This window comes from Paraflavitalea speifideaquila (genome assembly GCF_032395985.1).
GTDB classification, from domain to species: domain Bacteria; phylum Bacteroidota; class Bacteroidia; order Chitinophagales; family Chitinophagaceae; genus Paraflavitalea; species Paraflavitalea speifideaquila.
Genome location: NZ_CP135920.1, coordinates 4710900 through 4731006, shown reverse-complemented (window position 1 = coordinate 4731006; position 20107 = coordinate 4710900). Strand labels below are relative to the sequence as shown.

Sequence of the window (20107 nt, the reverse complement as noted above, 5' to 3'; positions counted from 1 at the left end):
GGCTATATGAATACCTGTTACTGTCTTTCTTGCTGTACGCGTAAGCGGCCCTGTTATTTTTGGGGCTTTGGGTGAAAGCGATTTTTAAAGGTGAGGTAAGCTATAGGGTGTCGCATGTAGTCACTTGCTTTCTGGGGAGGGGGTAAATTATATTTGTAGATTTTTTTGTACTGGGGTTCCCCATTCTGAAAATACGCTTCGTAACTTTTTAAGCCATTTTTGTCATAATAGTATTTCCATACATAAGTAGTTTTGGGATAATCTGACGGGGATTGCTGAAATAAAACAAGGTTGCCATTCTCGTCATAAATTCTTTCCTCGTTTATAAGGCTATCTGTTAGATCATTATCCTTGGTATATCGCATTAAGTTCCCTTTCCCATAGTAATATCTTTCCTCGGAAACCAGTTGCTGATCCTTGTCCAGTGTAATTCTTAAAACTGGATTTCGTTTATCATAGGCAATAATTTGTCTTGTCAGCTCATTGATCCCTCTTTCAAACGTAGCATTGGAGTATGAGCTTTCAATAAGCTGGTTCTTCTTGTTATATATATTGATTGACCGGAAATAGTTTTCTGCATAAATAACATTGTAAATTATTTCTTTTCCAAATTCATTGATAATTGTATCAGCCCACTCCTTTTGGGGTACCCTGCTACCTGTAGGGTAAAATACTTGTATACATTTTCCAGTCAGATCAAGTCGATCTATTTTTTTGTTTCAAACACATTGGCAAGGGCATTATTGACGTGGTATAGAGACCTGATAACTATATTCCCGTCATGGTCTTTTGTGTATAAGCACATTTTTTGGCGCTTCCCCTAACTAATGTATCAATGAATATGTCATCTGGTATCATGGTGGAGTTTGCCGGATACCAGGCAATACCTTGAAATAACGTGTCGGATATTTTATCAAATTGCACCTTGTAGTCTGTTTTTCCTTTTAAAAGATCAGATCCTTTTATCAGCTTTATCATCCTGCCTTTTGAGTCATAATTTATTTTAGTAACTAAGGCGCAAGAGTCTGTTTTTGATCTGGGAGCTGAACAGCTGTATATCTCGACATAAGAGATTTTGTTCTTGCCAATCAATGTATCTATTGTATTAAAATCATCTATGTCCGGATAAAAACTATTATTGACAATGCTTTGAGATTGAGCAACCAAAGACGAAATGCCAAATAGAAAGATATAAACTAGTTTTCTCATAGATAGTCTGGGTGGAGGGTATAATAAAATGGAATCTTACATGAAGAAAGTATAAAGTTCTGAATAGTACAAGCCCCATTCCGCTTTTACGAAACAGGGCTTTCATTATAAAATTGTTTATTATTTCAGCTTACGAAACCGCCTCTTTACCAATCACCGTCCAGTCTTCATTACCATGACCCCTGGCAATCCAGCGGTCCATTTCGGCGGCAATTGCGGGTACGATGGCCAGTGGTGTGTTTGCTGCGGCAGCGGCATCTAAGAACAATTGCGTGTCCTTGCGTGCCATATTCAATTCCCAGGAAGGTTTGTCATAACTGCCGGCACTCATTCTTTTCAGGCGGGCGGGTAGCATAGCGCCGGGATTCCACAGATCAAATAAAGCGGCTATATCCTTGATGGGTATTTGTAATGCTTTGGCCAACGACAAGGTATCGGCCAGTCCTGCTGTAAAGGTCACCAGGAAACAATTGCCCATCAGTTTCATGCCGGCAGCCTTGCCTTCCTGATCGCCTAAATTGATGAGTTGACCTGTCATCGCCGAAAGGGTAGGGTGAGTTGACCGATCACTACCTGATCGCCCGATACCAACATATACCCACTGCTGTCTAAAGCATTGGCCGGCCCCATGAATACAGGTGCGTGCAAATAGGTAAAGCCTTTTTCTTTCCAGTTGGCTGTTCTTTCAATGGCGCCTTGAGCTGATGTAGTAGTATGATCAATAATGATAACTCCTTTCTTAAAACCTGCACTGGCGTTGGCCAGCACTTCATCCACCGAAGCATCGTCCTTGAGCGTGATATGTATGATCTCTGCTCCGCTAACGGCTGCTGCTACATCGCTGAATGCTTTGGCGCCTTCTGCTTCCAGGGCCGTAGCCTTGGCCCCTGTGCGGTTCCATACATTGACCTCAACACCTTTCTTACGCAGCGCTTTTACAAAATTGGCCCCCAGGAGGCCCATACCCAGAAATGCTCTCATAATCTTTTTCTTTTTCTTAAAGATATTTAAAATACTGACTCCTAAAATGATACAGGAGGTTTCGCCCACTAGAACCCGGTGCCGGCAGGGCTTTTTCAAAAATAACGGGACAATTATTTGCGCAAGTAAATGCTTGCGCATATATTTGCAAGCAAATACTTGCATATTATGGAGATCAGGCGCGACGTATTCCAGGCAATTGCCGATCCTACCAGGAGGCAGATCATCGGCATGGTAGCTCAACAGCCCTTACACCTCAATGCGATAGCAGAAAAGTTTAACGTAACCAGGCAGGCTGTATCCCTGCACGTGAAGATCCTGGAAGAATGTGGTTTAATCATCATTAAACAACAAGGGCGTGAACGTTATTGCGAAGCCCAACTGAAACAATTGCAGGAAGTGTCTACCTGGGTAAAACCAATACAAACAGTTCTGGACGGATAACTTCAATGCCCTCGAAAAATATTTAGATAACATGCAAAACAAAAAGCAAATGGAAAACGCAACACTAAAAAGTAAAGAAGCCGTACTAACGGTTTCCAAGGAGTTCAATGCTCCCCGTGAATTGGTCTTTGGTGCTTTTACTGATGCCAATGCCCTGGCCCAGTGGTGGGGGCCGGTGGGCTTTACCATGACCATTACGCAATTTGATTTCCGTACCAATGGTACTTGCCTTTTAAAATGGAAAAAGACGATACGGTTATGTGGGCCAAACTGATGTATGGCGCCATCCGGCAACCTGAGTACCTGGAGATCACCCTTTCTTTTTCCAATGAACAGGCAGGTCTTACCCGCGCGCCCTTTTTTGACAACTGGCCGATGTATATACGCAATGAATTTACGTTGACGGAAAAGGGCGGTAAAACCACGGTTACCAATAATAGCTATCCGCTGCAAGCCAGCCCGGCCGAAGTGGAAAGCTTCCTGGAAAACAAAGCGAGCTTCAAAGGCGGCCTTACTGCCTCTATGGAAAGGTTGGTGGAATACCTGGCCAGTAAGTAAGATGGAGCTAACCTATTGAATGAGTAAAAGGAAAGCAAAAGAGGAGTGCGTTTGCTTTGGGTGATTACTGGCAGACCACTTCTCTTACTTTCCTTTATTAGCCTGCATTTTATTACCGGTCAATGGGTTTGTAAACTGTGCTGATCACACCTTTATCCAATGACTGCACGCTGATCAATTCCAATGCGCCTTGCATACCATCAAACAGCCTGCCCGCTGAAGTGCCCATCATATATGGATTGATCAGGATCTTTAATTCGTCTATCAAACCTGCTTCCAATAACCCTTTTACCAGGGTAGCACTGCCCTGTACCAGTATATTGCCGCCTGCACCCTGCTTTAGTGCGGCAATTGTTTCCATTACGTCTTTCTTAATGATCGTGGATTTTTCCCATGAGGCTTTTTTAAGTTGGCCGATACCACGTATTTCTTAACCTGATTCAGTTTATCAGCAACCCCCATTTCATTGTTCTTCAGGGGCGACCAATAACCATACAGCATCTCGTATGTGTGGCGGCCATACAACATGGTATCGCAGTCCGCAATTATATCCTGTATATACTTAGCCCGGCTATCACTGTGATAGGGATTGAACCATTGGTCCATCGTAGCTGAATTAAAAACACCATCTAAAGAGATCCATTCGGAGACAATTAACTTTTTCATGGTAATCATATTTACCACAAAGTTGCGCCTGCCTGATGGGACGAAATAGAATGAACCCGTCAATAAATTAGAATTTGGGATTATATGGGGCCAGCTTGGCTAAATATTCCTTGGGGTAAGCCCGGTAAACTCTTTGAAGGTGCGGATAAAATGACTTTGATCGGCAAAATCATGCTCATAAGCTACATCACTCAGTTTGGCAAACTGGTGTTGATTTAATTGTTGGAAGGCGGCATTGAATTGGCAGATGCGGCTAAACAGGCGAGGCGTGATGCCTATATGCGTTTCGAACAAGCGTTGGAAGGTGCGTTCGGATACATTCAACTCCTTTTGTATGGTGATCAGCGAATCAGCCGTGTTATTTGTAAGAATAGCCTGGGTGGCAAATACGATCTTTCTATTGGTAGTAGCGGGAAGGGAACATTGCAAAATAAACTGATCTAACAGGGTAAGGCGTTCCTCTAAAGAGGACTGGTCCATCAGCTGTGCTTCCAGCGAAATAGCCCTGGCTTGTTGCTGAAAAGCCATGTCCATATAGCCGTCTGTCAATTCATGGGCGGCCATACCAAATAAGGCGGGCAGGGCATAGGGATAAAATAAATAGGCAATCAGCATAAAATCGCCCTGCAGGGATAGTGCATCCGGTTTTACCAATTGTCCATAAAGCGTGAGGTTGCCAATGGATTGATCTTGCTTTTGTGCGGTCACGGTATGAAATACGAGGGAGGGGTAGCCATTGGCAAAAAGTGGCAGTTCAAAATCAGGGTGCAGGTGGTGGTCATTTTCAATCACCAGGATATGGCTTACATACCGGGCAATGGAGGGAGGCGCTATGATGACCTGCGTTTTCACAACACAAGTTATTTTTTTCGGGCTTAAACAACAAATGCGGTTGCCAATAAAAATGTTGGCAAGTATTTGTGCCAATAAAATTATTGGCAAATGGAATGAACGTTACGAAAGCAATTTCAGGCTCTACACCACCTCCAAAATCTTTGCACTTCCCGCATTGGGCGCCTGTGCAATATGATTGGTTCCCTGCACAATGCCATAACAGATACCCACCGTAAGTACCAGCGTATATTGATCACCCGCGGGAAGGTCGGGCCTGATTACAGAAAGGTCCAGGGCGGGTGACCCTTCCAGCAAGGGATACCAGGTGCTATGGGTTTCAATAGCCCCATACTGGTACTTCATCACCACTGGCATATACATGGATTTTGTCCATTTCAGATCGGGCATTACACCAAGGGTCACTTTAAATCTGTAATAGGGATGCGTTTCCTGGCTCACCAGGCTAAGTCCTGGCACCAGTTCTGGTAAATGGACAGTGGCCGTTCCTGTTTCTTTCTGCAATGACCAGGAGAGGGGATACCGGACTATGCTATCAAAAATATCGGTTTTGTTGAGCGAAAACCCGGTGAGGATATGCGGACAACTGGAAAGGTTGATGTTTCGCTTACCGAATGGTGCTGCTTGATCATTTTCCTGTACGGGTAGCATCAGGGCATTGATCGTTCCTGCCAGGTTGCGGCCAGCCAGATTGACCTGGGTACACAACGCACTACGCAGATATTTACTGGCCGTGCTTCTTCCACTGAATTCGCTGATCGCTTTCTTTACCCCGGGCATGTTTTTCACTTTCTCCTTGGTATGCCCGCCTTTTCTGCGCACAATGGTTTTATCTACTCCCTTCATTCGGTAAAAGGAGAGTTCATCAAGGGTGCCTATTATACCGGTACCGATGCCGGCAATGACCTTTGCCATAATGGTAAGTTTTAAAAGTTAGCTCTACCGTAGTTTATATACGGAATACCAACGGTTTTAGATTGATATGACAAGTAAATAAAGATTAAAATAAGGATAATGGTATGTAAGCTTAAAGGGATACACCATATTTCCCATTATTGGTGTAACAATGGTCTATAAATGGTGTATATATGGTGTATCTATGGTGTATCTATGGTGTATCCTACTACAAGCTATTAGTCTACAGGTAATTATCCATGCTTCAACTATAGCTGATCCATATAGGTGCTTTGCCGGAGGTTCTTTGTATGCACTTGTGGCTGAATAGCTAATGGTAGAAGAGTCTCCTTTCAGGGTGTGCGCAGTTGCTATTTTTGCCGGTATTCTCTGATTATTGGTAACGACATTAAAAATATAAATTATTTTAGTAACTGTTGCGTAGCTATGGTGTGGAATATATCTACCTAATCCTTTTCAACGTTCAATATGATCTACCTGATTATTGTTATTGCCCTGGTTGTTCTTGGTATTCTTTCCCGATTTGTGTTTAAGCCAAAACCGAAGTCTCAGTTTGAAGGGATTTATATTTCAACGCAGGGACAAAGCAATGAAAGGATTAAGGCATTGGGGCTCTCCCAGCCATCAGAAAACGTGGCCGGTATCCTGGAAGAGGCAAAGCTCGATATACCAACAGACGGTTTTGAAGATGAACGGATAGAGTACAAGGCTGATCCGGATAGGGATTGGATCATTGATCTCGTATTGGTTGATGGCGGCCAATTTAAGCAACAGGACCTGCTAAATATGTTTGACTTTCAATGGCGCGACCAATTCGATTCAACCATATTTGGGATTTCTGCCGTGGACAATAGGTGGACTTATGCTTTTGCAGGTAATGCGCCCAAGGAATTTACCAAGATCCAACTAGCCATTAATTTTCAGGATGTATACAGTAAAGATCAAGGGACCTACGATCCTGACAAGCTTACCAGGTACACTGTTGAACTGGAAAAACGAATAAAAAAATATCCTGGCAAACTTAGGTATAAGGAACAGGAATCTGTAGACAGCGCGCTCTCAAAAGCAATAGGATTGGTGCAGCTGCACCACGAGTTTAACAGGGATATTATCATTGTTTTACAAAGCGATCAGGCATTCAATGGGATGCAAGCATGGGATGTCTTACAAAACGTAGGGCTGGTGTGGGGAGATGGTGATTTGTTTCATTGGAATAATTATGAATCTAATTATGGGAATGATCAACATTTCAGTGTATGGACAACCACCAATCCAGGATATTTTTTCCCCGAAGAAGTTAAAGCAGGTAATATGAATCCCCATGACCTGGTGTTTGGCTTTTCCATTCCAAGGAGTGCCGACCCTAAAAACGTTTTTGAGATCATGTTTCATGCGGTAAAATATTGCCAGCATTATTTGGGGGGACCTTATTAGACCGTAACGATCAAGCCTTTGATGTAGAAAAGGAGCGGGCGCAGTTGGTTGCTATCGTCAATGGAATGCAACAAAAGGGTATCATTCCCGGATCAACAAAAGCTTTAATGACCTGGTAAATTCATTTACTCCTGCTTATAAGCCAGCAGGCGCAGGGCATTGAATACCACTACCAGGGTAGAGCCTTCGTGCGCCATCACAGCCGGGCCCAGGGTGGCAATGCCCAATATGGTGAGGGGGATCAGGATGGCTACCATACCCAGGCTAATGATGAGGTTTTGCTTAATGATGCCCCTGGCCTTCCTGCTAAGCCCAATGGCAAAGGGCAGCAAGGTTAGTTTATCGTCCATCAAAGCGATATCAGCTGTTTCCAATGCCACATCCGATCCGGCAGCTCCCATGGCAATGCCTACGGTACTATTGGCCATGGCTGGCGCATCATTCACCCCATCACCTACCATGGCTACCTGGTGCTCATCCTGCACCAGTTTTTTAATGGCATCTACTTTTTGCTCGGGCAGTAAGCTACCCCAGGCTTCGGTAAGGCCGGTTTGCAAGGCTACGGCTTCGGCTACCTGCTGATTATCGCCCGTTAGCATGATCATACGCCGGATACCCACCTGCTTGAGGGCCTGCAGGGTTTGCCGGGCTTCGGGCCGGGGGTATCCATCACCCCGATGATGCCCATGTATTGGTTGTCTTTGCGCACCACCATGGTGGTATTGCCTTCTTTTTCCAGTTGGATTACAGCCTGCACCAGGGCGGCCTCGGGTTTTACTTCGTCTAGTGATTCAAACAATTTGAGGTTGCCCACATAAACGGAGCTTTTTTCCAAAGAAGCCTTGATGCCCATGCCTTGTACGGCTTCCAGTGAATGGGCTGGGGGAACTGTCCTGGCGCCCAGTCGCGCCTGCCCATCCCGTACTATGGCGGCTGCCAGGGGATGGTCGCTAAGGGCTTCTACGGCTACTGCGGCTTGTAATAACTCTTCCTCTGTAAAGCCATTCAAAGCCTTTATCTGTGTTAGTTTGGGTTTGCCTTCGGTTAAGGTACCTGTTTTGTCAAAGGCCATCGCGGTAAGCGTACCCAGGTCTTCCAGGGGTTTGCCTCCTTTAATGAGTACCCCGGCCCGGGCGGCGCGCGCTACACCGCTTAATACGGCACTGGGTGTGGAAATGGCCAGGGCACAGGGACTGGACGCCACCAGTACTGACATGGCGCGGTAAAAACTTATGCTAAAGGGTTCATCAATGACAAGGTAAGCAAAACACAATAGTACCACCAACAGGAGTACGGCTGGAACGAAGATCTTTTCAAATTTATCGGTGAAATGCTGGGTGGGCGATTTCTGGGTTTGTGCTTCATTGACCATTTTCACCAGCCGGGCAATAGTAGAATCGCTTGATAATTTGCTCACCTGTACTTCCAGTGAGCCATTGCCATTGATGGAGCCGGCAAATACACGGTAACTGTTATCTACCTTATCGGCCTTGCTGATGTTGAACCCATCGGGTGCGATGGCTGTTTTCTCTACGGGAATGCTTTCGCCGGTAATAGGCGCCTGGTTGATATCACTGCTTCCTTGTACAATGACGCCATCGGCCGCGATCTTGGAATGGGGTTTCACGATAATAATATCACCCACCTGCAGTTGATCAATGGCTACCTCTTTGGTTTGATCGCCTTTTTTTTACAAGGGCTGTTTTGGGGGCGAGGCCCGATAGGGCTTCAATAGATTTGCGGGCTTTGTTCATGGCATAATGTTCCAGCGCATGGCCCATGCTGAAGAGGAATAACAACAAAGCGCCTTCGGCCCATTCGCCCAGGATGGCTGCACCAATGGCCGCTACCAGCATGAGGAAGTCGATCTCAAATGCTCCTTTCACCACCGCTTCCAATGCTTCTTTGGTAACATAAAAGCCGCCAAAAAAATAACTGCCCACATAGCAGATCAGGGGCACCCAGCCGGGCAAGCCGGCAATAAAGGCAAGGCCATAACCCAGGCCCAACAGCAGGCCACAAAGGAGGCTAAAGATAAGTTCGGTGTTTTTGCCAAACAGGCCTCCATATTCATGTCCATTGCCTGCGGAGTGATCAGGCTCTTTTTCTTTCCCGTTTGGTGCGGGCTGTTCCATATCCTGCCTGATGCGTAAGCCCTCTTTGCGGATAGCTTGCAGGATGCTTTCCCGGTTGGTAAGCTGCAGGTCAAATTCAATACTGATCACCCCCGACCCGGCTACAGCTGCATCCAATACGCCTTTTGCTTTGTTCAATTGGGATTCGATGTACCGGGCATGCCTGACATGCCTGATGCCTTCTACATCCACCAGCAGGTGCCCAAATTGGGCTGCCAGATCGGCCCCGGCCTGGCGGGCCTTTTGTTGGATGGTTTCTATGCTGATGATTTCGGGATCGTAATGGAAACACAGATGGGCTTTGGAGGGATCGCCTTCGTGCACCACATGTACGCGGTCAATTCCTTTCCTGTTTTCCAACAGGGTAATGATACGTTGTACGCAATGATCGCGCTCATCGGGTATGCCGGGTAGCAATATACTTAGCTCGATCTGTAGTTTTTCCATGACAGATTATTGGTTTATATCAGCGAATCAATCGACCATCAATTAAATACAGTCAGGTGCAGGGCTTTCCTGTAAGGGCCCCTAAAAATATTAAACTTTCATCATACATGCCTGCTTTGAGCGGGGTAACTTATTAATGCCAATTAACCAGGAGCGTTTTGTAATATATAGGCCGTGCCTGCTACTAAAGTAAAAACGAAAATATAACCACCAATACATGAAACAGTTTTTCTTTATCCTTATTTTATCATTTTGTATGACCAGCAGCTTTGCCCAGTCGGAGAGCGAAAATATTAAAGTGGTAACCGACAAGTTTACGGACTTTTATAATCGTGACCAGCCGGATAGCATTTTTGCGTTGTTTGATGACAATATGAAAAAGGCCTTGCCCATTGAGAAGGTCAGGGATGTTTTAACCGGTCTGAAAGCCAGTGCAGGAAAAATTACAAGTCGTGAACTTACCAAGTCCACAGCTACCTATGCCATCTACAAAACTACTTTCGAGCGTACGCTTTTTTCTCTCGTCATTTCGCTGGACAACAATTCCCTTATTAATGGATTGAGGTTTAATCCTTATGTAGATGAAACGGTGGCCTTTCTAAAACGCAATACCACAAAAATGTTGCTGCCATTTAAAGACGAATGGACGGTAGTGTGGGGAGGGGATACGGAAAGCCAAAACTATCATGTGACAAGTAAGGCACAAAAAATGCTTTTGATCTCCTGGTTAAGGATGCAAAGGGGAGTACATTTAAAACAAATGGCAAAAGCAATGAGGATTACTATGCCTTTGGCAAGGAAGTGCTGGCTCCCTGTGATGGCGAGATCGTGATGGTGGTGGATGGGGTAAAAGACAATGTACCTGGCGAGATGAACCCTGCCCAGGTACTGGGCAATGCGGTTGTTATTAAAACAGCCAACAAGGAGTTCCTGTTTTTGCCCATTTTAAGCAGCATACGGTTAAGGTAAAAGAAGGGCAATTGGTAAAACAAGGTCAGCTATTGGGTCTTTGTGGTAATTCGGGCAATTCGTCCGAAGCGCATATCCATTTCCATATACAGCATGTAAAAGACCTGAATGGGGGGATGGGCGTCAAGTGCTTCTTCGATACCCTATTGGTCAATGGGCAGGTAAAAACCGACTATTCGCCGGTGCAGGGAGAACATATCAAACCATCGAAATAATAAATACCTTTCTTTGGTAGGTAGAAGCGTAAGCAGGGCGCTAAATTTTTGAATGTATGGTAGAATTCAATACATTTGGAATAGGTACTGATGGCCTCCTTCCTGGTTGTTCGGTATCCTGCATTAAGATCCCAGCCACAATTGCCCCCGATCCTGAACTGACCATGGTATTTCTTCATCTTAAAAAACATTATTATGGGCAAATTTGTTATCTCTAAAAGAACCAATGGCGAATTCCAGTTTGTACTGAAAGCAGGTAATGGGCAAACCATACTGGCCAGTGAAGGGTATAGCAGCAAGGGCAATTGCAACAATGGTATTGAATCGGTACGTACCAATTCACAGGAAGACAGCAAGTATGAAAAGAAAACCTCCTCCAACAGCAAGCCTTATTTCAACCTCAAGGCTACCAATGGTCAGGTAATTGGCACCAGCGAAATGTATGAAAGCGAATCGGCACGTGACAATGGCATTGCCTCCGTAAAAAGCAATGCGCCGGATGCCACCGTGGAAGACACGACTGTATAAACAGCTATCTGTATATAGTTTGATATAAAGCCAGGCTTGGTGTAAATAAGATTAAACAAAGCCTGGCTTTTTTATTCCTTCCTGATACAATTAAAAGTGCGCCATCAGCAGCCACCGCACCACCTCCAGTAAAATTTCAATTCCTCTTGGTACAATATAAAGGAGAGCAGCTACTAGTGAATCTGCTTATTTTGACAAAGAAGGATCTCGATGCATGATTATTGCCTTCAAGATTAAGGTAAGATTCAACTACCTGCTCCCATTGTACTCGCTTTTCGATGAGCATCTGATCAAAAGAGAGTCTGTTCTTTAAGGCCAGGGCTCTGTCTAATTTGCAGCAATTCATATAAGCAACAGGCATGAATTGTATCGCAAGCCAGGGGAGTTTACATATCGATGGGTAACAGATCCCGTAATTAAAAAGTAGTTACATGACAATAATTGAGGTTGCGCCAATATTTGTATTAATTGCAGGTGCTTTATTTATGTATAAAGTGTACTTGCATGGTAAAATGAAGACGAGCAATAAATTAAATAAACCCTCTTTCTTACTGCGCAGGTATGCAGCCTGGGTATGTGCGGAAGGGTTATTGCCGTAACCAGTAGTATTTAGCTATGAAATGTAATATCCAATTTACGATTCCGTGCATCTTACTGAATTTAATTACTGCTCCTATGTAATTGGGATTGATAATTTTATTATATTTATTCTACCTTTTATTTAACCACCCCTCCATCCTTTCCGATAGAAATACGATTTGCTAACTTTCATTGTTCAACTGTGCTGGCCTTCTGGTTAGTTTTAGTTCAACAAGCTCGTCTCATTCCTGCTCTTATTGGTTAGTAGCGTGTCCATAATAGGGTTGTATTACTATAATTTAATCTTATGGTGCATAGCTGTATTCTATTGATCGGTTGTTGCCGGCCTGGTTCCCCCTCATGCGCCCTTGCAGGAAAGGGACGATGTTCTTTCCTGATCATGCATTTCCTGATAGTTTAAACTAAATATTCCACCATGCAATGGTTTGTACATGTATTCCGAACATACCCTGAATTGGCTGTTTTTCTTACGATCGCACTGGGCTTTTTTATTGGCCCCCTCAAGCTGGGTAAATTCTCCCTGGGCACGGTTACGGCCGTTTTATTAATGGGCGTATTGATCGGTCAGATGGACATTGCCATTTCCCCCAATGTGAAATCTGTGTTTTTCCTGATGTTTCTTTTTGCCGTAGGATACAGTGTAGGCCCGCAGTTTTTCCGTGGCCTTAAAAAAGATGGCATCCCGCAAATGATCTTTGCCGCCATTGTATGTGTGATGTGCCTGGTATTTCCGTGGATCTGTGCCAAAGTCATGGGGTACAATGCCGGGCAGGCTGCCGGTTTACTGGCAGGCGCTCAAACCATCTCGGCCGTCATAGGCGTAGCCAGTGATACGATCAACAATTTGAATATCGAGGCCGCTGCCAAATCTTCCATGATCAATGCCATCCCCGTTTGTTATGCGGTTACTTACTTGTTTGGTACAGCCGGTTCGGCCTGGTTCCTGGCCAGCATCGGCCCCAAATTACTGGGTGGACTGGAAACTGTGCGGCAAAAGAGCAAAGAGCTGGAAGCCAGTATGGGCAGTGGCGGTGAGTTTGATGAACCCGGTTTTATTGCTGCCAATCCCATTGTATCCTTCCGTGCCTACCGGATAACCAATGATTGGTTTGCAAATGGCCGGACGGTACAGGAAGTGGAAGCCTACCTGCTGGATAAAAATGTGCGCCTGTTTGTTGAAAGGGTACGGCAGCAAAGAAGGTAGCAGAAGCCAACCTCCAGACAGTTGTTCGCAAGGGCGATGAGATCGTACTAAGCGGGCGTCGTGAAAACATGATGGGGGAAGAAAATTGGGTAGGTCCCGAAGTCAATGATGGCGAATTGCTCCATTTTCCGGCTGAAGTACTACCGGTATTGGTGAGTAAAGGAACCATCGGCGGAATAACTGTAAATGAACTACGGCAAAAGGATTTTATGCATGGCGCCTTTATACGTGAAATTAAAAAAGCGGATATCTCCGTACCGGTATTGCCTGATACGGTGATTGACCGGGGCGATGTACTGGAACTGGTAGGTACCAAAAGCGGTAGAAAAAGGTGCTGCCGAAATAGGTTATCCCGACCGGGCAACCAATAAAACGGATATGTTATTTGTAGGGTTGGGTATTGTTATTGGCGGACTGGTGGGGGCGCTTACTTTTCATATTGGCGGCGTGCCCCTAAGCCTAAGTACCAGTGGCGGCGCCCTGATCGCCGGCCTGTTCTTTGGGTGGCTGCGGTCCCGGCATCCCACTTTTGGCCGTATCCCTGAATCCGCTTTATGGATGATGAATAATGTAGGGCTCAATATGTTCATTGCCGTGGTAGGTATTACGGCCGGCCCCAGCTTTATAGAAGGGTTTAAACAAGCAGGTTGGGGATTATTTGTGGCAGGTGCTGTAGCTACCATAGGCCCCTGTTGACAGGCGTGCTCATGGGCAGGTATCTATTCAAGTTCCATCCTGCCTTAACCCTGGGCTGTACAGCCGGCGCCCGCACTACCACTGCCGCCCTGGGCGCTATCCAGGATGCTATCGGCAGTAAAACTCCCGCCCTGGGTTATACGGTTACCTATGCCGTAGGCAACACCTTACTCATCATCTGGGGTGTCGTGATCGTATTACTCACCCATTAATCTGTATCCAAACTCCATACTATTTAATGTTTGTTTAAATCTTACCGCAATGGCCAAACTATCAAAAATAAAAACCTCCCGCCAGCAGGAACAGGAATTGCTACAATTGAGCCCATTTGAATTAAAGAATACACTGATCGACCTGGCAAAAGAAGAAACCAAAAAAATGCTACAGTTATGCTCAATGCCGGCAGGGGTAATCCCAACTGGGTGGCCACTATACCCCGGGAGGCTTTTTTACCCTGGGTTTATTTGGACTGGAAGAATGTAAGCGTACTGACTATATACCCGGTGGACTGGCAGGTATACCCGAAAAAAAAAGGGATTGCACAGCGCTTTGAGAAGTTTTTGAGCGCTAATAAGAAAGCTCCCGGCATTGAACTGCTGGGCAGCCTGTATAAATATGGGATCAAACAACATGGTTTTGATCCGGATAGCTGGGTGCACGAAATGGCTGAAGGTATTATAGGTGATCAGTATCCGGTGCCCGACAGAATGCTGGTACATCCCGAAGTGATCGTACACGATTACCTCGTACAGGAAATGTGCGACGGGATACCGCCTAAGAAGAAGTACAAACTATTTGCAGTAGAAGGCGGTACGGCTGCCATGTGTTATCTTTTGACTCGCTCATGCAAAATTTTATGGTAAAGAAAAGAGATACCATTGCCCTGATGGTGCCCACCTTTACCCCATATATTGAAATACCAGAATTAGAACGGTATGAATTCAATGTAGTAAAGATCAATGCCTCTTCCATGAACCGCGAGGGGAGGCATACCTGGCAATATCCTGACAGTGAGCTGGATAAACTGAAAGACCCTGCGGTGAAGATCCTCTTTGTGGTAAACCCCAGCAATCCGCCTTCTGCCGCTATTCATCCCAATGCGCTCAAAAAAATTGTGCAGATCATACGCAAGCACAATCCCAACCTGGCCATTGTGACGGATGATGTGTATGGTACGTTTGTACCTGGTTTCAGGTCGCTTATGTCGGTAATTCCTGAAAATACCATTGGTGTGTATTCCTTCTCCAAATATTTTGGCTGTACCGGCTGGCGCCTGGGCGTAATTGCTATCCATGAGGATAATATCTTCGACACCTTTATTGCCAAGCTGCCACCCAACCAGCGAAAGGTATTGAATAAACGATATGGCACCATTACGTTGGAACCAGAATCCCTGCTGTTCATTGATCGAATGGTGGCCGATAGTCGCCAGGTAGCTCTCAACCATACGGCTGGTTTGTCGTTGCCCCAACAGATGCAAATGATGTTGTTTTCAGCGTTTGCCCTCCTGGATAAACGCGATAAGTATAAAAACTCACCCAACAGTTGGTATTGAAAAGGCTGAAACTGCTGTGGAAAGAATTACAGATACCCTTGATCTCCGATCCGCTTAATGCCGGTTACTATACCGAGATCGATATCCTGGTATGGGGCCGCAAAGTATATGGCGATAGTTTCAACAGTTGGCTGATGATGAATTTTGAACCGGTAGATATCCTGTTCCGGCTGGCCGAAAAAGCTGGCGTAGTACTATTGAATGGCGGCGGATTTGATGGGCCCGAGTGGTCGATCCGGGTATCGCTGGCCAACCTGCCAACGGAAATGTATAAGACCATTGGCCAAAGCATTACTATGATCATGAAAGAATATGCCGCCAGCTGGAAAGCCGGTGAAGGCAGGAAATAATCATCCTTTCAACTAATCATCATTAAATGTATAGGTTATGAAAAAACTCAAGCTTGCCTTATTGGCCATCGTTTTGATGGCATCCACTTTTGCACAAAACAATCTTCCGCACATTGTGATCCTGGCTACCGGTGGTACCATTGCCGGTACGGGAGCATCTGCCGACCGCAGCGCCTATAAAGCAGGTGAATTGCCCATCCAGGACCTGATAGCCGCTGTGCCGGGTATTGAAAAAGTGGCCAGGATATCCGGAGAGCAGGTGGCCAATGTAGGCAGCCAGGATATGTCGGTGGATATTTGGATCAAACTCAATAAAAGGATCAATGAGATATTTAAGAACAAGGAGGCCGATGGTATTGTGATCACCCACGGTACGGATACACAGGAAGAAACTGCTTATTTTTTAAACCTCACCGTACGGTATGATCTTCCCGTTGTATTGACCGGTTCTATGCGGCCTGCTACGGCCATCAGCGCAGATGGTCCCAAGAACCTGTACGATGCTGTAACGGTAGCTGCCAGCCCTTATTCCAAAGGGAGGGGTGTATTGATCTCCTTTAATGAATCCATCTTTGATGGCAGGGATGCGGTAAAGACCAGTACGACCAAGGTAAATGGATTTACGGCTCCCAATGGCGCACCGCTGGGCCAGGTATATGATGGCAAAGTGATCTATTATTTAAAAGCGCAACGAAAAGCCAATAAACAAACCCCTTTCGATATTACAGGCCTCACCAAACTGCCCCGGGTAGCCGTTGTAGAATTGTTTGCCGATGCTCCCGGTACAGCGATCAACGCATACGCTGCAGAAGGCTACGATGGCATTATTACTGGTGGCCTGGGCAATGGCAACCTCAATAAAGCCAATACGGATGCCGTTACTGCTGCTGTTAAAAGGAGTGATCGTATGTCGCTCTACCCGCGTGCATAGTGGCCGGGTAGTATTGCACGACGAAACGGATGATGCTAAACTGGGTACGATTGTAAGTGATGACCTCAATCCGCAAAAGGCAAGGATCTTACTGATGCTCGGGCTCACGCAAACGAAAGATAAAAATAAACTCCAGGATTATTTCTTTGAATACTAATCTAAACAATCCTACTTATGAGGATAGCCATTGTATGTACATGGCTGTTGATGATCGGTTATTCATCAATGGCGCAAAACCAAAAACAAGAAGATAGTTTTGCAGTGAACCATCCGCTGATACCGGAAGCCAAACAAAAATTGCTAAGCAATATTGATGTCATCGCCAATATGCAAAGCTCTCTTCGCAATGAATTTGTAGATGGTGATTACACGCGGGGCCATTTTGTCATGAACCAGTTCAGGCTGGAGATCAAGGGAAAGATACATGACCGGGTTTATTTCCGGTTCAGAGACCGGTACACCCGGGAAGCGGAACCCCAGTCGGAAGATAATATGAGCCGGTCTACCGACCTTGCTTTTATACAGGTGAATGCCACTGACAAACTGAGTTTTACGGTGGGTAAGCTTTGTGCCGATTGGGGAGGTATTGAGTTTGACCTGAACCCCATTGATATTTACCAGTATTCGGATATTGTAGACAATTCGGACAATTTTTGCTGGGTATGGGGTGCAGGTGCAGGCCAGTGAAAATCATGCTTTCAGTTTCCAGGCCCTCAATTCCCGTACCCGTACCTTCTCCGAATTATATGGCGCTGTACCAGATATCACCGAAGCCAAGTTTCCCATTGCAGCGGTGGCCAATTGGCGGGGTAATTTGTTCGGCGGTAAGCTAAGTACTATATGGTCTTATAGCATCTTTAAGGAAGCACGGTCTACCTACATGCACTATATCGCCCTGGGCAACCAACTTTCGCTCAACAGGTTTCAATTGGCCTATGACTTTAAATACAGCACGGAAGAACTTGATCGCAAGGGGATCGTATCGGGCATTACAGATCCCAATAATACCCAGCCGGCTAACCAGGATGTAATGTATATGAGCCATTGGTTGAAGGCGGATTATAGGATAGGTAAGGTCAACGTATCGGCCGTTGGGATGGTAGATTTTGCCAGTTGGGATGGCAATCCCGATCCCAATAAGAACAAGAAGCTGCGTACGGCCTGGGGATTTATCCCTACGGTGGAGTATTTCCCCTTCAAGGGGCTCAACCTCAAATTATTTGTGAACTATGTAGGCAGGGTATACCGGTATTCGGATTATGCCAGGAGTAAGTTTGGCGCCTCAATGGTAATACAGGCGTTATATCACTGGGTTTTATTTCGCCGATACATATATTGTAAACAAAAGGGGGAGGGGTTGGATCAAAGGCTGGTCAATGCGTGCGGGGGTAGCAGAGGGGTAGTGTTTCCGGATAGCTTCTTTATGCCTGCGTCTCAAACGCATGGCAAAGGAAATGAGTATAAAGCCGAATACGAGGGCATAGAATCCAAATATCAGGGTAATGGTGATGGCGCCTGCAATAGGATTTAGCAGGATCAATATGCCAAAAATAATACCCAGTATACCTGCCAGTATATACCAGCCCTCGCCGCTGATGACCTTGCGCAGGCGGATGGCCACTACAATTTCAAGGATACCTACCAGTATGGCCCAAAAGGCAACCAGGTACAGCAACGCTGCGCCTGTTACAAAAGGATTCATAAAGGTCACAATACCTGCCAGGATACTCAATATACCAATGGTGAGCACCCAGCCCCAATACTCCATGGTTTTCCGGCCACTGATGGCTGCAGCCACCGAAAATATACCATCAATGAACATATAAGCGCCCAGGAATATGACCAGGGTCGTAAAGGTAATGCCGGGCATTGATAAGGCAATGATGCCCAGGATAATCGCAAATAACCCTCTTAAGAGGAAAATCCACCAATACTGTGTGAAGATCGGACTCATAGTAACTGTTTTTGATGATGGTTAAAATACCAGTACTACGGATGATGGTTATAGGGGTAGTATGGCAGGAGTAGGGGATGAAAAAGCGATCGTTTCAGATGGCAGGAGCAGATGAATAACGGCTAAAGTTAATAAAATATATAATACCATGTTTATATGATTATGCCATATAAAAATAGATGGGATGCAGCGTAGGGGGCATCTGTTAGTCATCATTTGTTTTTATACCTTCGTAAAGATGCCTCAAAACAACTGCCTCCGCTTTTATCAAGTAGCCCTTCCATTTTTGCTGGCCCTGGCTATAGGGAGCTGCAGGAAGCCCGGTCACGACCCGGACCCGGAACCTCCACCCATAACCTCCATCCCCGATGATGAAATTGTACGCATACCCGTTGTAGTGCATGTGTTATACAGTAATGCTGCCTTCAATATTTCTGATCAGAAGATACAAACACAACTAACGGTGCTGAATGAGGATTTTCGTAAAAAGAATGCTGACGTGTCTAAAACACCCGCCGAGTTTACTGATCGGGTAGCTGACGTGGGAATTGAATTTGTGCTGGCCACCAAGGACCCCAGGGGCAATCCTACGGATGGCATTATCAGGGTCTCCACCCAGGTGGATGGCTGGAGTGGCAACAACCCTTCCGGTACGATACCAGTAGAAGACCTCGATCTTTTTCATACCGCCAAAGGCGGCAGCGATGCCTGGCCCTCAGACCGTTACTTGAATATCTATGTGGCCGGAATGTCGGACCGGCAAGGCAAATTGGGATTGGCTGGTTATTCCAGTTACCCTGGCGCCGATGCGCGTATTGATGCGGTGGTCATCGATCCCCGCGCTTTTGGTACCCAGCCACCCTTGAGCCAGGGCCATGAGTTGGGCCGTACGGCTACACATGAAACAGGCCACTGGTTCAACCTGCTACATATATTTGGTAATACCGACAATTGCAGCTCCACGGATTATGTGGATGATACACCCAGCACGGGTACCCGCTATATGGGCCATCCCACCTATCCGCAAAACTCCTGCGGGCATAGCAATATGTTCATGAATTTTATGGATTATGTGGATGATGATGCCATGTACCTGTTTACCAGGGGCCAGCGGGAAAGGATGCGTAAAACATTTTTCACGGGTGGTGGAAGGCACCAGTTGTACAAGCATTGTACCGGGAAGTCAAAAAAGAAAATGATCCCAACCTGGGCGATAACTACCGCGGCGGTTGAGACCATTTCCTGCATTTGTAATGCTGCTGGTTTAGAATAATGAAGTCCGTAAGTCCGTAAGTCGGGAAGTCGGGAAGTCGGGAAGACGGGAAGTCCGAAAGAAAGACGGCGACGTAATTAATGCTGCTGGTTTAGAATAATGAAGTCCGTAAGTCGGGAAGTCCGAAAGCAAGACCGTGATTAGTATATTTCTTACCGACTTTCGGACTTCCCGACTTTCCGTCTTTCTGA

26 protein-coding genes and 3 pseudogenes are annotated in these 20107 nt (G+C 45.8%); 19 read left to right on the top strand and 10 right to left on the bottom strand.

Translation table 11 applies throughout. The features are described 5' to 3' along the window. Positions 1-768 precede the first annotated feature (768 nt). From RS881_RS32590 to RS881_RS32580, 3 genes are all read right to left on the bottom strand, one after another. The gene (locus RS881_RS32590; RefSeq protein ID WP_315814571.1) at positions 769-1209 is read right to left on the bottom strand and encodes a hypothetical protein; all 441 of its coding nucleotides are present in this window, start codon (positions 1207-1209) and stop codon (positions 769-771) included. Between the two features lie 130 nt (positions 1210-1339). Next, on the bottom strand, positions 1340-1747 hold the full coding sequence (locus RS881_RS32585; RefSeq protein ID WP_315814570.1) for an imine reductase family protein: 408 nt from the start codon (positions 1745-1747) through the stop codon (positions 1340-1342). Beyond that, the gene (locus tag RS881_RS32580; RefSeq protein ID WP_315814569.1) at positions 1744-2190 is read right to left on the bottom strand and encodes an NAD(P)-binding domain-containing protein; all 447 of its coding nucleotides are present in this window, start codon (positions 2188-2190) and stop codon (positions 1744-1746) included. The genes RS881_RS32585 and RS881_RS32580 overlap by 4 nt, the downstream gene beginning before the upstream one ends. Positions 2191-2358: 168 nt before the next feature. Here RS881_RS32580 and RS881_RS32575 point away from each other — a divergent pair, with 168 nt between their 5' ends. Genes RS881_RS32575 through RS881_RS32565 form a run of 3 tightly spaced genes read left to right on the top strand, consistent with a single transcriptional unit; the run spans position 2359 to position 3192 of the window. Then, positions 2359-2634 carry an ArsR/SmtB family transcription factor gene (locus RS881_RS32575; protein ID WP_315814568.1) on the top strand — a complete coding sequence of 92 codons (276 nt, stop codon included), beginning with the start codon at positions 2359-2361 and terminating at the stop codon, positions 2632-2634. 49 nt (positions 2635-2683) lie between these two features. Continuing rightward, entirely contained in the window at positions 2684-2908 is a 225-nt protein-coding gene (locus tag RS881_RS32570; protein WP_315814567.1) for an SRPBCC domain-containing protein, read from the top strand. Further along, on the top strand, positions 2893-3192 hold the full coding sequence (locus RS881_RS32565; protein ID WP_315814566.1) for an SRPBCC domain-containing protein: 300 nt from the start codon (positions 2893-2895) through the stop codon (positions 3190-3192). The genes RS881_RS32570 and RS881_RS32565 overlap by 16 nt, the downstream gene beginning before the upstream one ends. A 112-nt stretch (positions 3193-3304) precedes the next feature. Here the strand turns inward: RS881_RS32565 and RS881_RS32560 are convergent, their stop codons facing one another. The 4 genes from RS881_RS32560 to RS881_RS32545 form a co-directional block, all read right to left on the bottom strand. Continuing rightward, positions 3305-3553 (bottom strand): dihydrofolate reductase family protein, encoded by a 249-nt coding sequence (locus RS881_RS32560; protein ID WP_315814565.1) that lies wholly within the window; start codon positions 3551-3553, stop codon positions 3305-3307. Continuing rightward, positions 3553-3858, bottom strand: coding sequence for a dihydrofolate reductase family protein (locus tag RS881_RS32555; RefSeq protein ID WP_315814564.1), 306 nt, complete (start codon positions 3856-3858; stop codon positions 3553-3555). The genes RS881_RS32560 and RS881_RS32555 overlap by 1 nt, the downstream gene beginning before the upstream one ends. Before the next feature lie 99 nt (positions 3859-3957). Further along, positions 3958-4710: a helix-turn-helix domain-containing protein gene (locus RS881_RS32550; protein ID WP_315814563.1), complete on the bottom strand. Its 753-nt coding sequence runs from the start codon at positions 4708-4710 to the stop codon at positions 3958-3960. Positions 4711-4833: 123 nt separating this feature from the next. Next, positions 4834-5625 (bottom strand): hypothetical protein, encoded by a 792-nt coding sequence (locus RS881_RS32545; RefSeq protein WP_315814562.1) that lies wholly within the window; start codon positions 5623-5625, stop codon positions 4834-4836. A gap of 468 nt (positions 5626-6093) precedes the next feature. Between RS881_RS32545 and RS881_RS32540 the strand changes: the two genes are divergently transcribed. Further along, complete coding sequence (locus RS881_RS32540) at positions 6094-7059, top strand: cell division protein ZipA C-terminal FtsZ-binding domain-containing protein (protein ID WP_315814561.1); 966 nt, start codon at positions 6094-6096, stop codon at positions 7057-7059. Positions 7060-7184: 125 nt separating this feature from the next. Here the strand turns inward: RS881_RS32540 and RS881_RS32535 are convergent. Both RS881_RS32535 and RS881_RS32530 read right to left on the bottom strand, forming a co-directional pair. Further along, positions 7185-8686: pseudogene (locus tag RS881_RS32535) on the bottom strand (heavy metal translocating P-type ATPase). Positions 8687-8714: 28 nt separating this feature from the next. Then, positions 8715-9641: a hypothetical protein gene (locus RS881_RS32530; RefSeq protein WP_315814560.1), complete on the bottom strand. Its 927-nt coding sequence runs from the start codon at positions 9639-9641 to the stop codon at positions 8715-8717. A gap of 217 nt (positions 9642-9858) precedes the next feature. On the opposite strand from RS881_RS32530, the gene RS881_RS32525 reads away from it, so the two are divergent. The 14 genes and pseudogenes from RS881_RS32525 to RS881_RS60240 all read left to right on the top strand — a co-directional run. Further along, positions 9859-10473: a DUF3887 domain-containing protein gene (locus RS881_RS32525; protein WP_315814559.1), complete on the top strand. Its 615-nt coding sequence runs from the start codon at positions 9859-9861 to the stop codon at positions 10471-10473. Continuing rightward, positions 10443-10610 carry a hypothetical protein gene (locus RS881_RS32520; RefSeq protein WP_315814558.1) on the top strand — a complete coding sequence of 56 codons (168 nt, stop codon included), beginning with the start codon at positions 10443-10445 and terminating at the stop codon, positions 10608-10610. Before RS881_RS32525 ends, RS881_RS32520 begins: the two co-directional genes overlap by 31 nt. Positions 10611-10621: 11 nt before the next feature. Then, positions 10622-10825 carry a hypothetical protein gene (locus RS881_RS32515; protein WP_315814557.1) on the top strand — a complete coding sequence of 68 codons (204 nt, stop codon included), beginning with the start codon at positions 10622-10624 and terminating at the stop codon, positions 10823-10825. Between the two features lie 195 nt (positions 10826-11020). Continuing rightward, complete coding sequence (locus RS881_RS32510; RefSeq protein ID WP_315814556.1) at positions 11021-11353, top strand: YegP family protein; 333 nt, start codon at positions 11021-11023, stop codon at positions 11351-11353. A gap of 431 nt (positions 11354-11784) precedes the next feature. Then, a complete protein-coding gene (locus tag RS881_RS32505; protein ID WP_315814555.1) occupies positions 11785-11952 on the top strand; it encodes a hypothetical protein in 168 nt (55 codons plus the stop codon). A gap of 416 nt (positions 11953-12368) precedes the next feature. After that, a complete protein-coding gene (locus RS881_RS32500; protein WP_315814554.1) occupies positions 12369-13157 on the top strand; it encodes an aspartate-alanine antiporter-like transporter in 789 nt (262 codons plus the stop codon). 68 nt (positions 13158-13225) lie between these two features. Continuing rightward, the gene (locus RS881_RS32495; RefSeq protein ID WP_315814553.1) at positions 13226-13528 is read left to right on the top strand and encodes a hypothetical protein; all 303 of its coding nucleotides are present in this window, start codon (positions 13226-13228) and stop codon (positions 13526-13528) included. Between the two features lie 7 nt (positions 13529-13535). Beyond that, positions 13536-14065, top strand: a pseudogene (locus RS881_RS32490) (aspartate-alanine antiporter-like transporter). Between the two features lie 177 nt (positions 14066-14242). Further along, positions 14243-14716: a PLP-dependent aminotransferase family protein gene (locus tag RS881_RS32485; protein WP_315814552.1), complete on the top strand. Its 474-nt coding sequence runs from the start codon at positions 14243-14245 to the stop codon at positions 14714-14716. Continuing rightward, entirely contained in the window at positions 14710-15408 is a 699-nt protein-coding gene (locus RS881_RS32480; protein ID WP_315814551.1) for a bifunctional aspartate transaminase/aspartate 4-decarboxylase, read from the top strand. The genes RS881_RS32485 and RS881_RS32480 overlap by 7 nt, the downstream gene beginning before the upstream one ends. After that, a complete protein-coding gene (locus RS881_RS32475) occupies positions 15405-15758 on the top strand; it encodes a PLP-dependent aminotransferase family protein (RefSeq protein ID WP_315814550.1) in 354 nt (117 codons plus the stop codon). Before RS881_RS32480 ends, RS881_RS32475 begins: the two co-directional genes overlap by 4 nt. Positions 15759-15795: 37 nt before the next feature. Next, positions 15796-16689: a type II asparaginase gene (locus RS881_RS32470; RefSeq protein WP_315814549.1), complete on the top strand. Its 894-nt coding sequence runs from the start codon at positions 15796-15798 to the stop codon at positions 16687-16689. Beyond that, entirely contained in the window at positions 16658-16846 is a 189-nt protein-coding gene (locus tag RS881_RS32465; RefSeq protein ID WP_315814548.1) for a hypothetical protein, read from the top strand. Before RS881_RS32470 ends, RS881_RS32465 begins: the two co-directional genes overlap by 32 nt. Positions 16847-16863: 17 nt before the next feature. Next, a pseudogene (locus RS881_RS60240) lies at positions 16864-17941 on the top strand (porin); the annotation flags it as partial. Between the two features lie 63 nt (positions 17942-18004). Here RS881_RS60240 and RS881_RS32455 read toward each other — a convergent pair. Further along, positions 18005-18643 carry an HdeD family acid-resistance protein gene (locus tag RS881_RS32455; protein WP_315814546.1) on the bottom strand — a complete coding sequence of 213 codons (639 nt, stop codon included), beginning with the start codon at positions 18641-18643 and terminating at the stop codon, positions 18005-18007. Positions 18644-18827: 184 nt separating this feature from the next. Between RS881_RS32455 and RS881_RS32450 the strand changes: the two genes are divergently transcribed. After that, positions 18828-19916 (top strand): zinc metalloprotease, encoded by a 1089-nt coding sequence (locus tag RS881_RS32450; protein ID WP_315814545.1) that lies wholly within the window; start codon positions 18828-18830, stop codon positions 19914-19916. Positions 19917-20107: the final 191 nt, after the last annotated feature.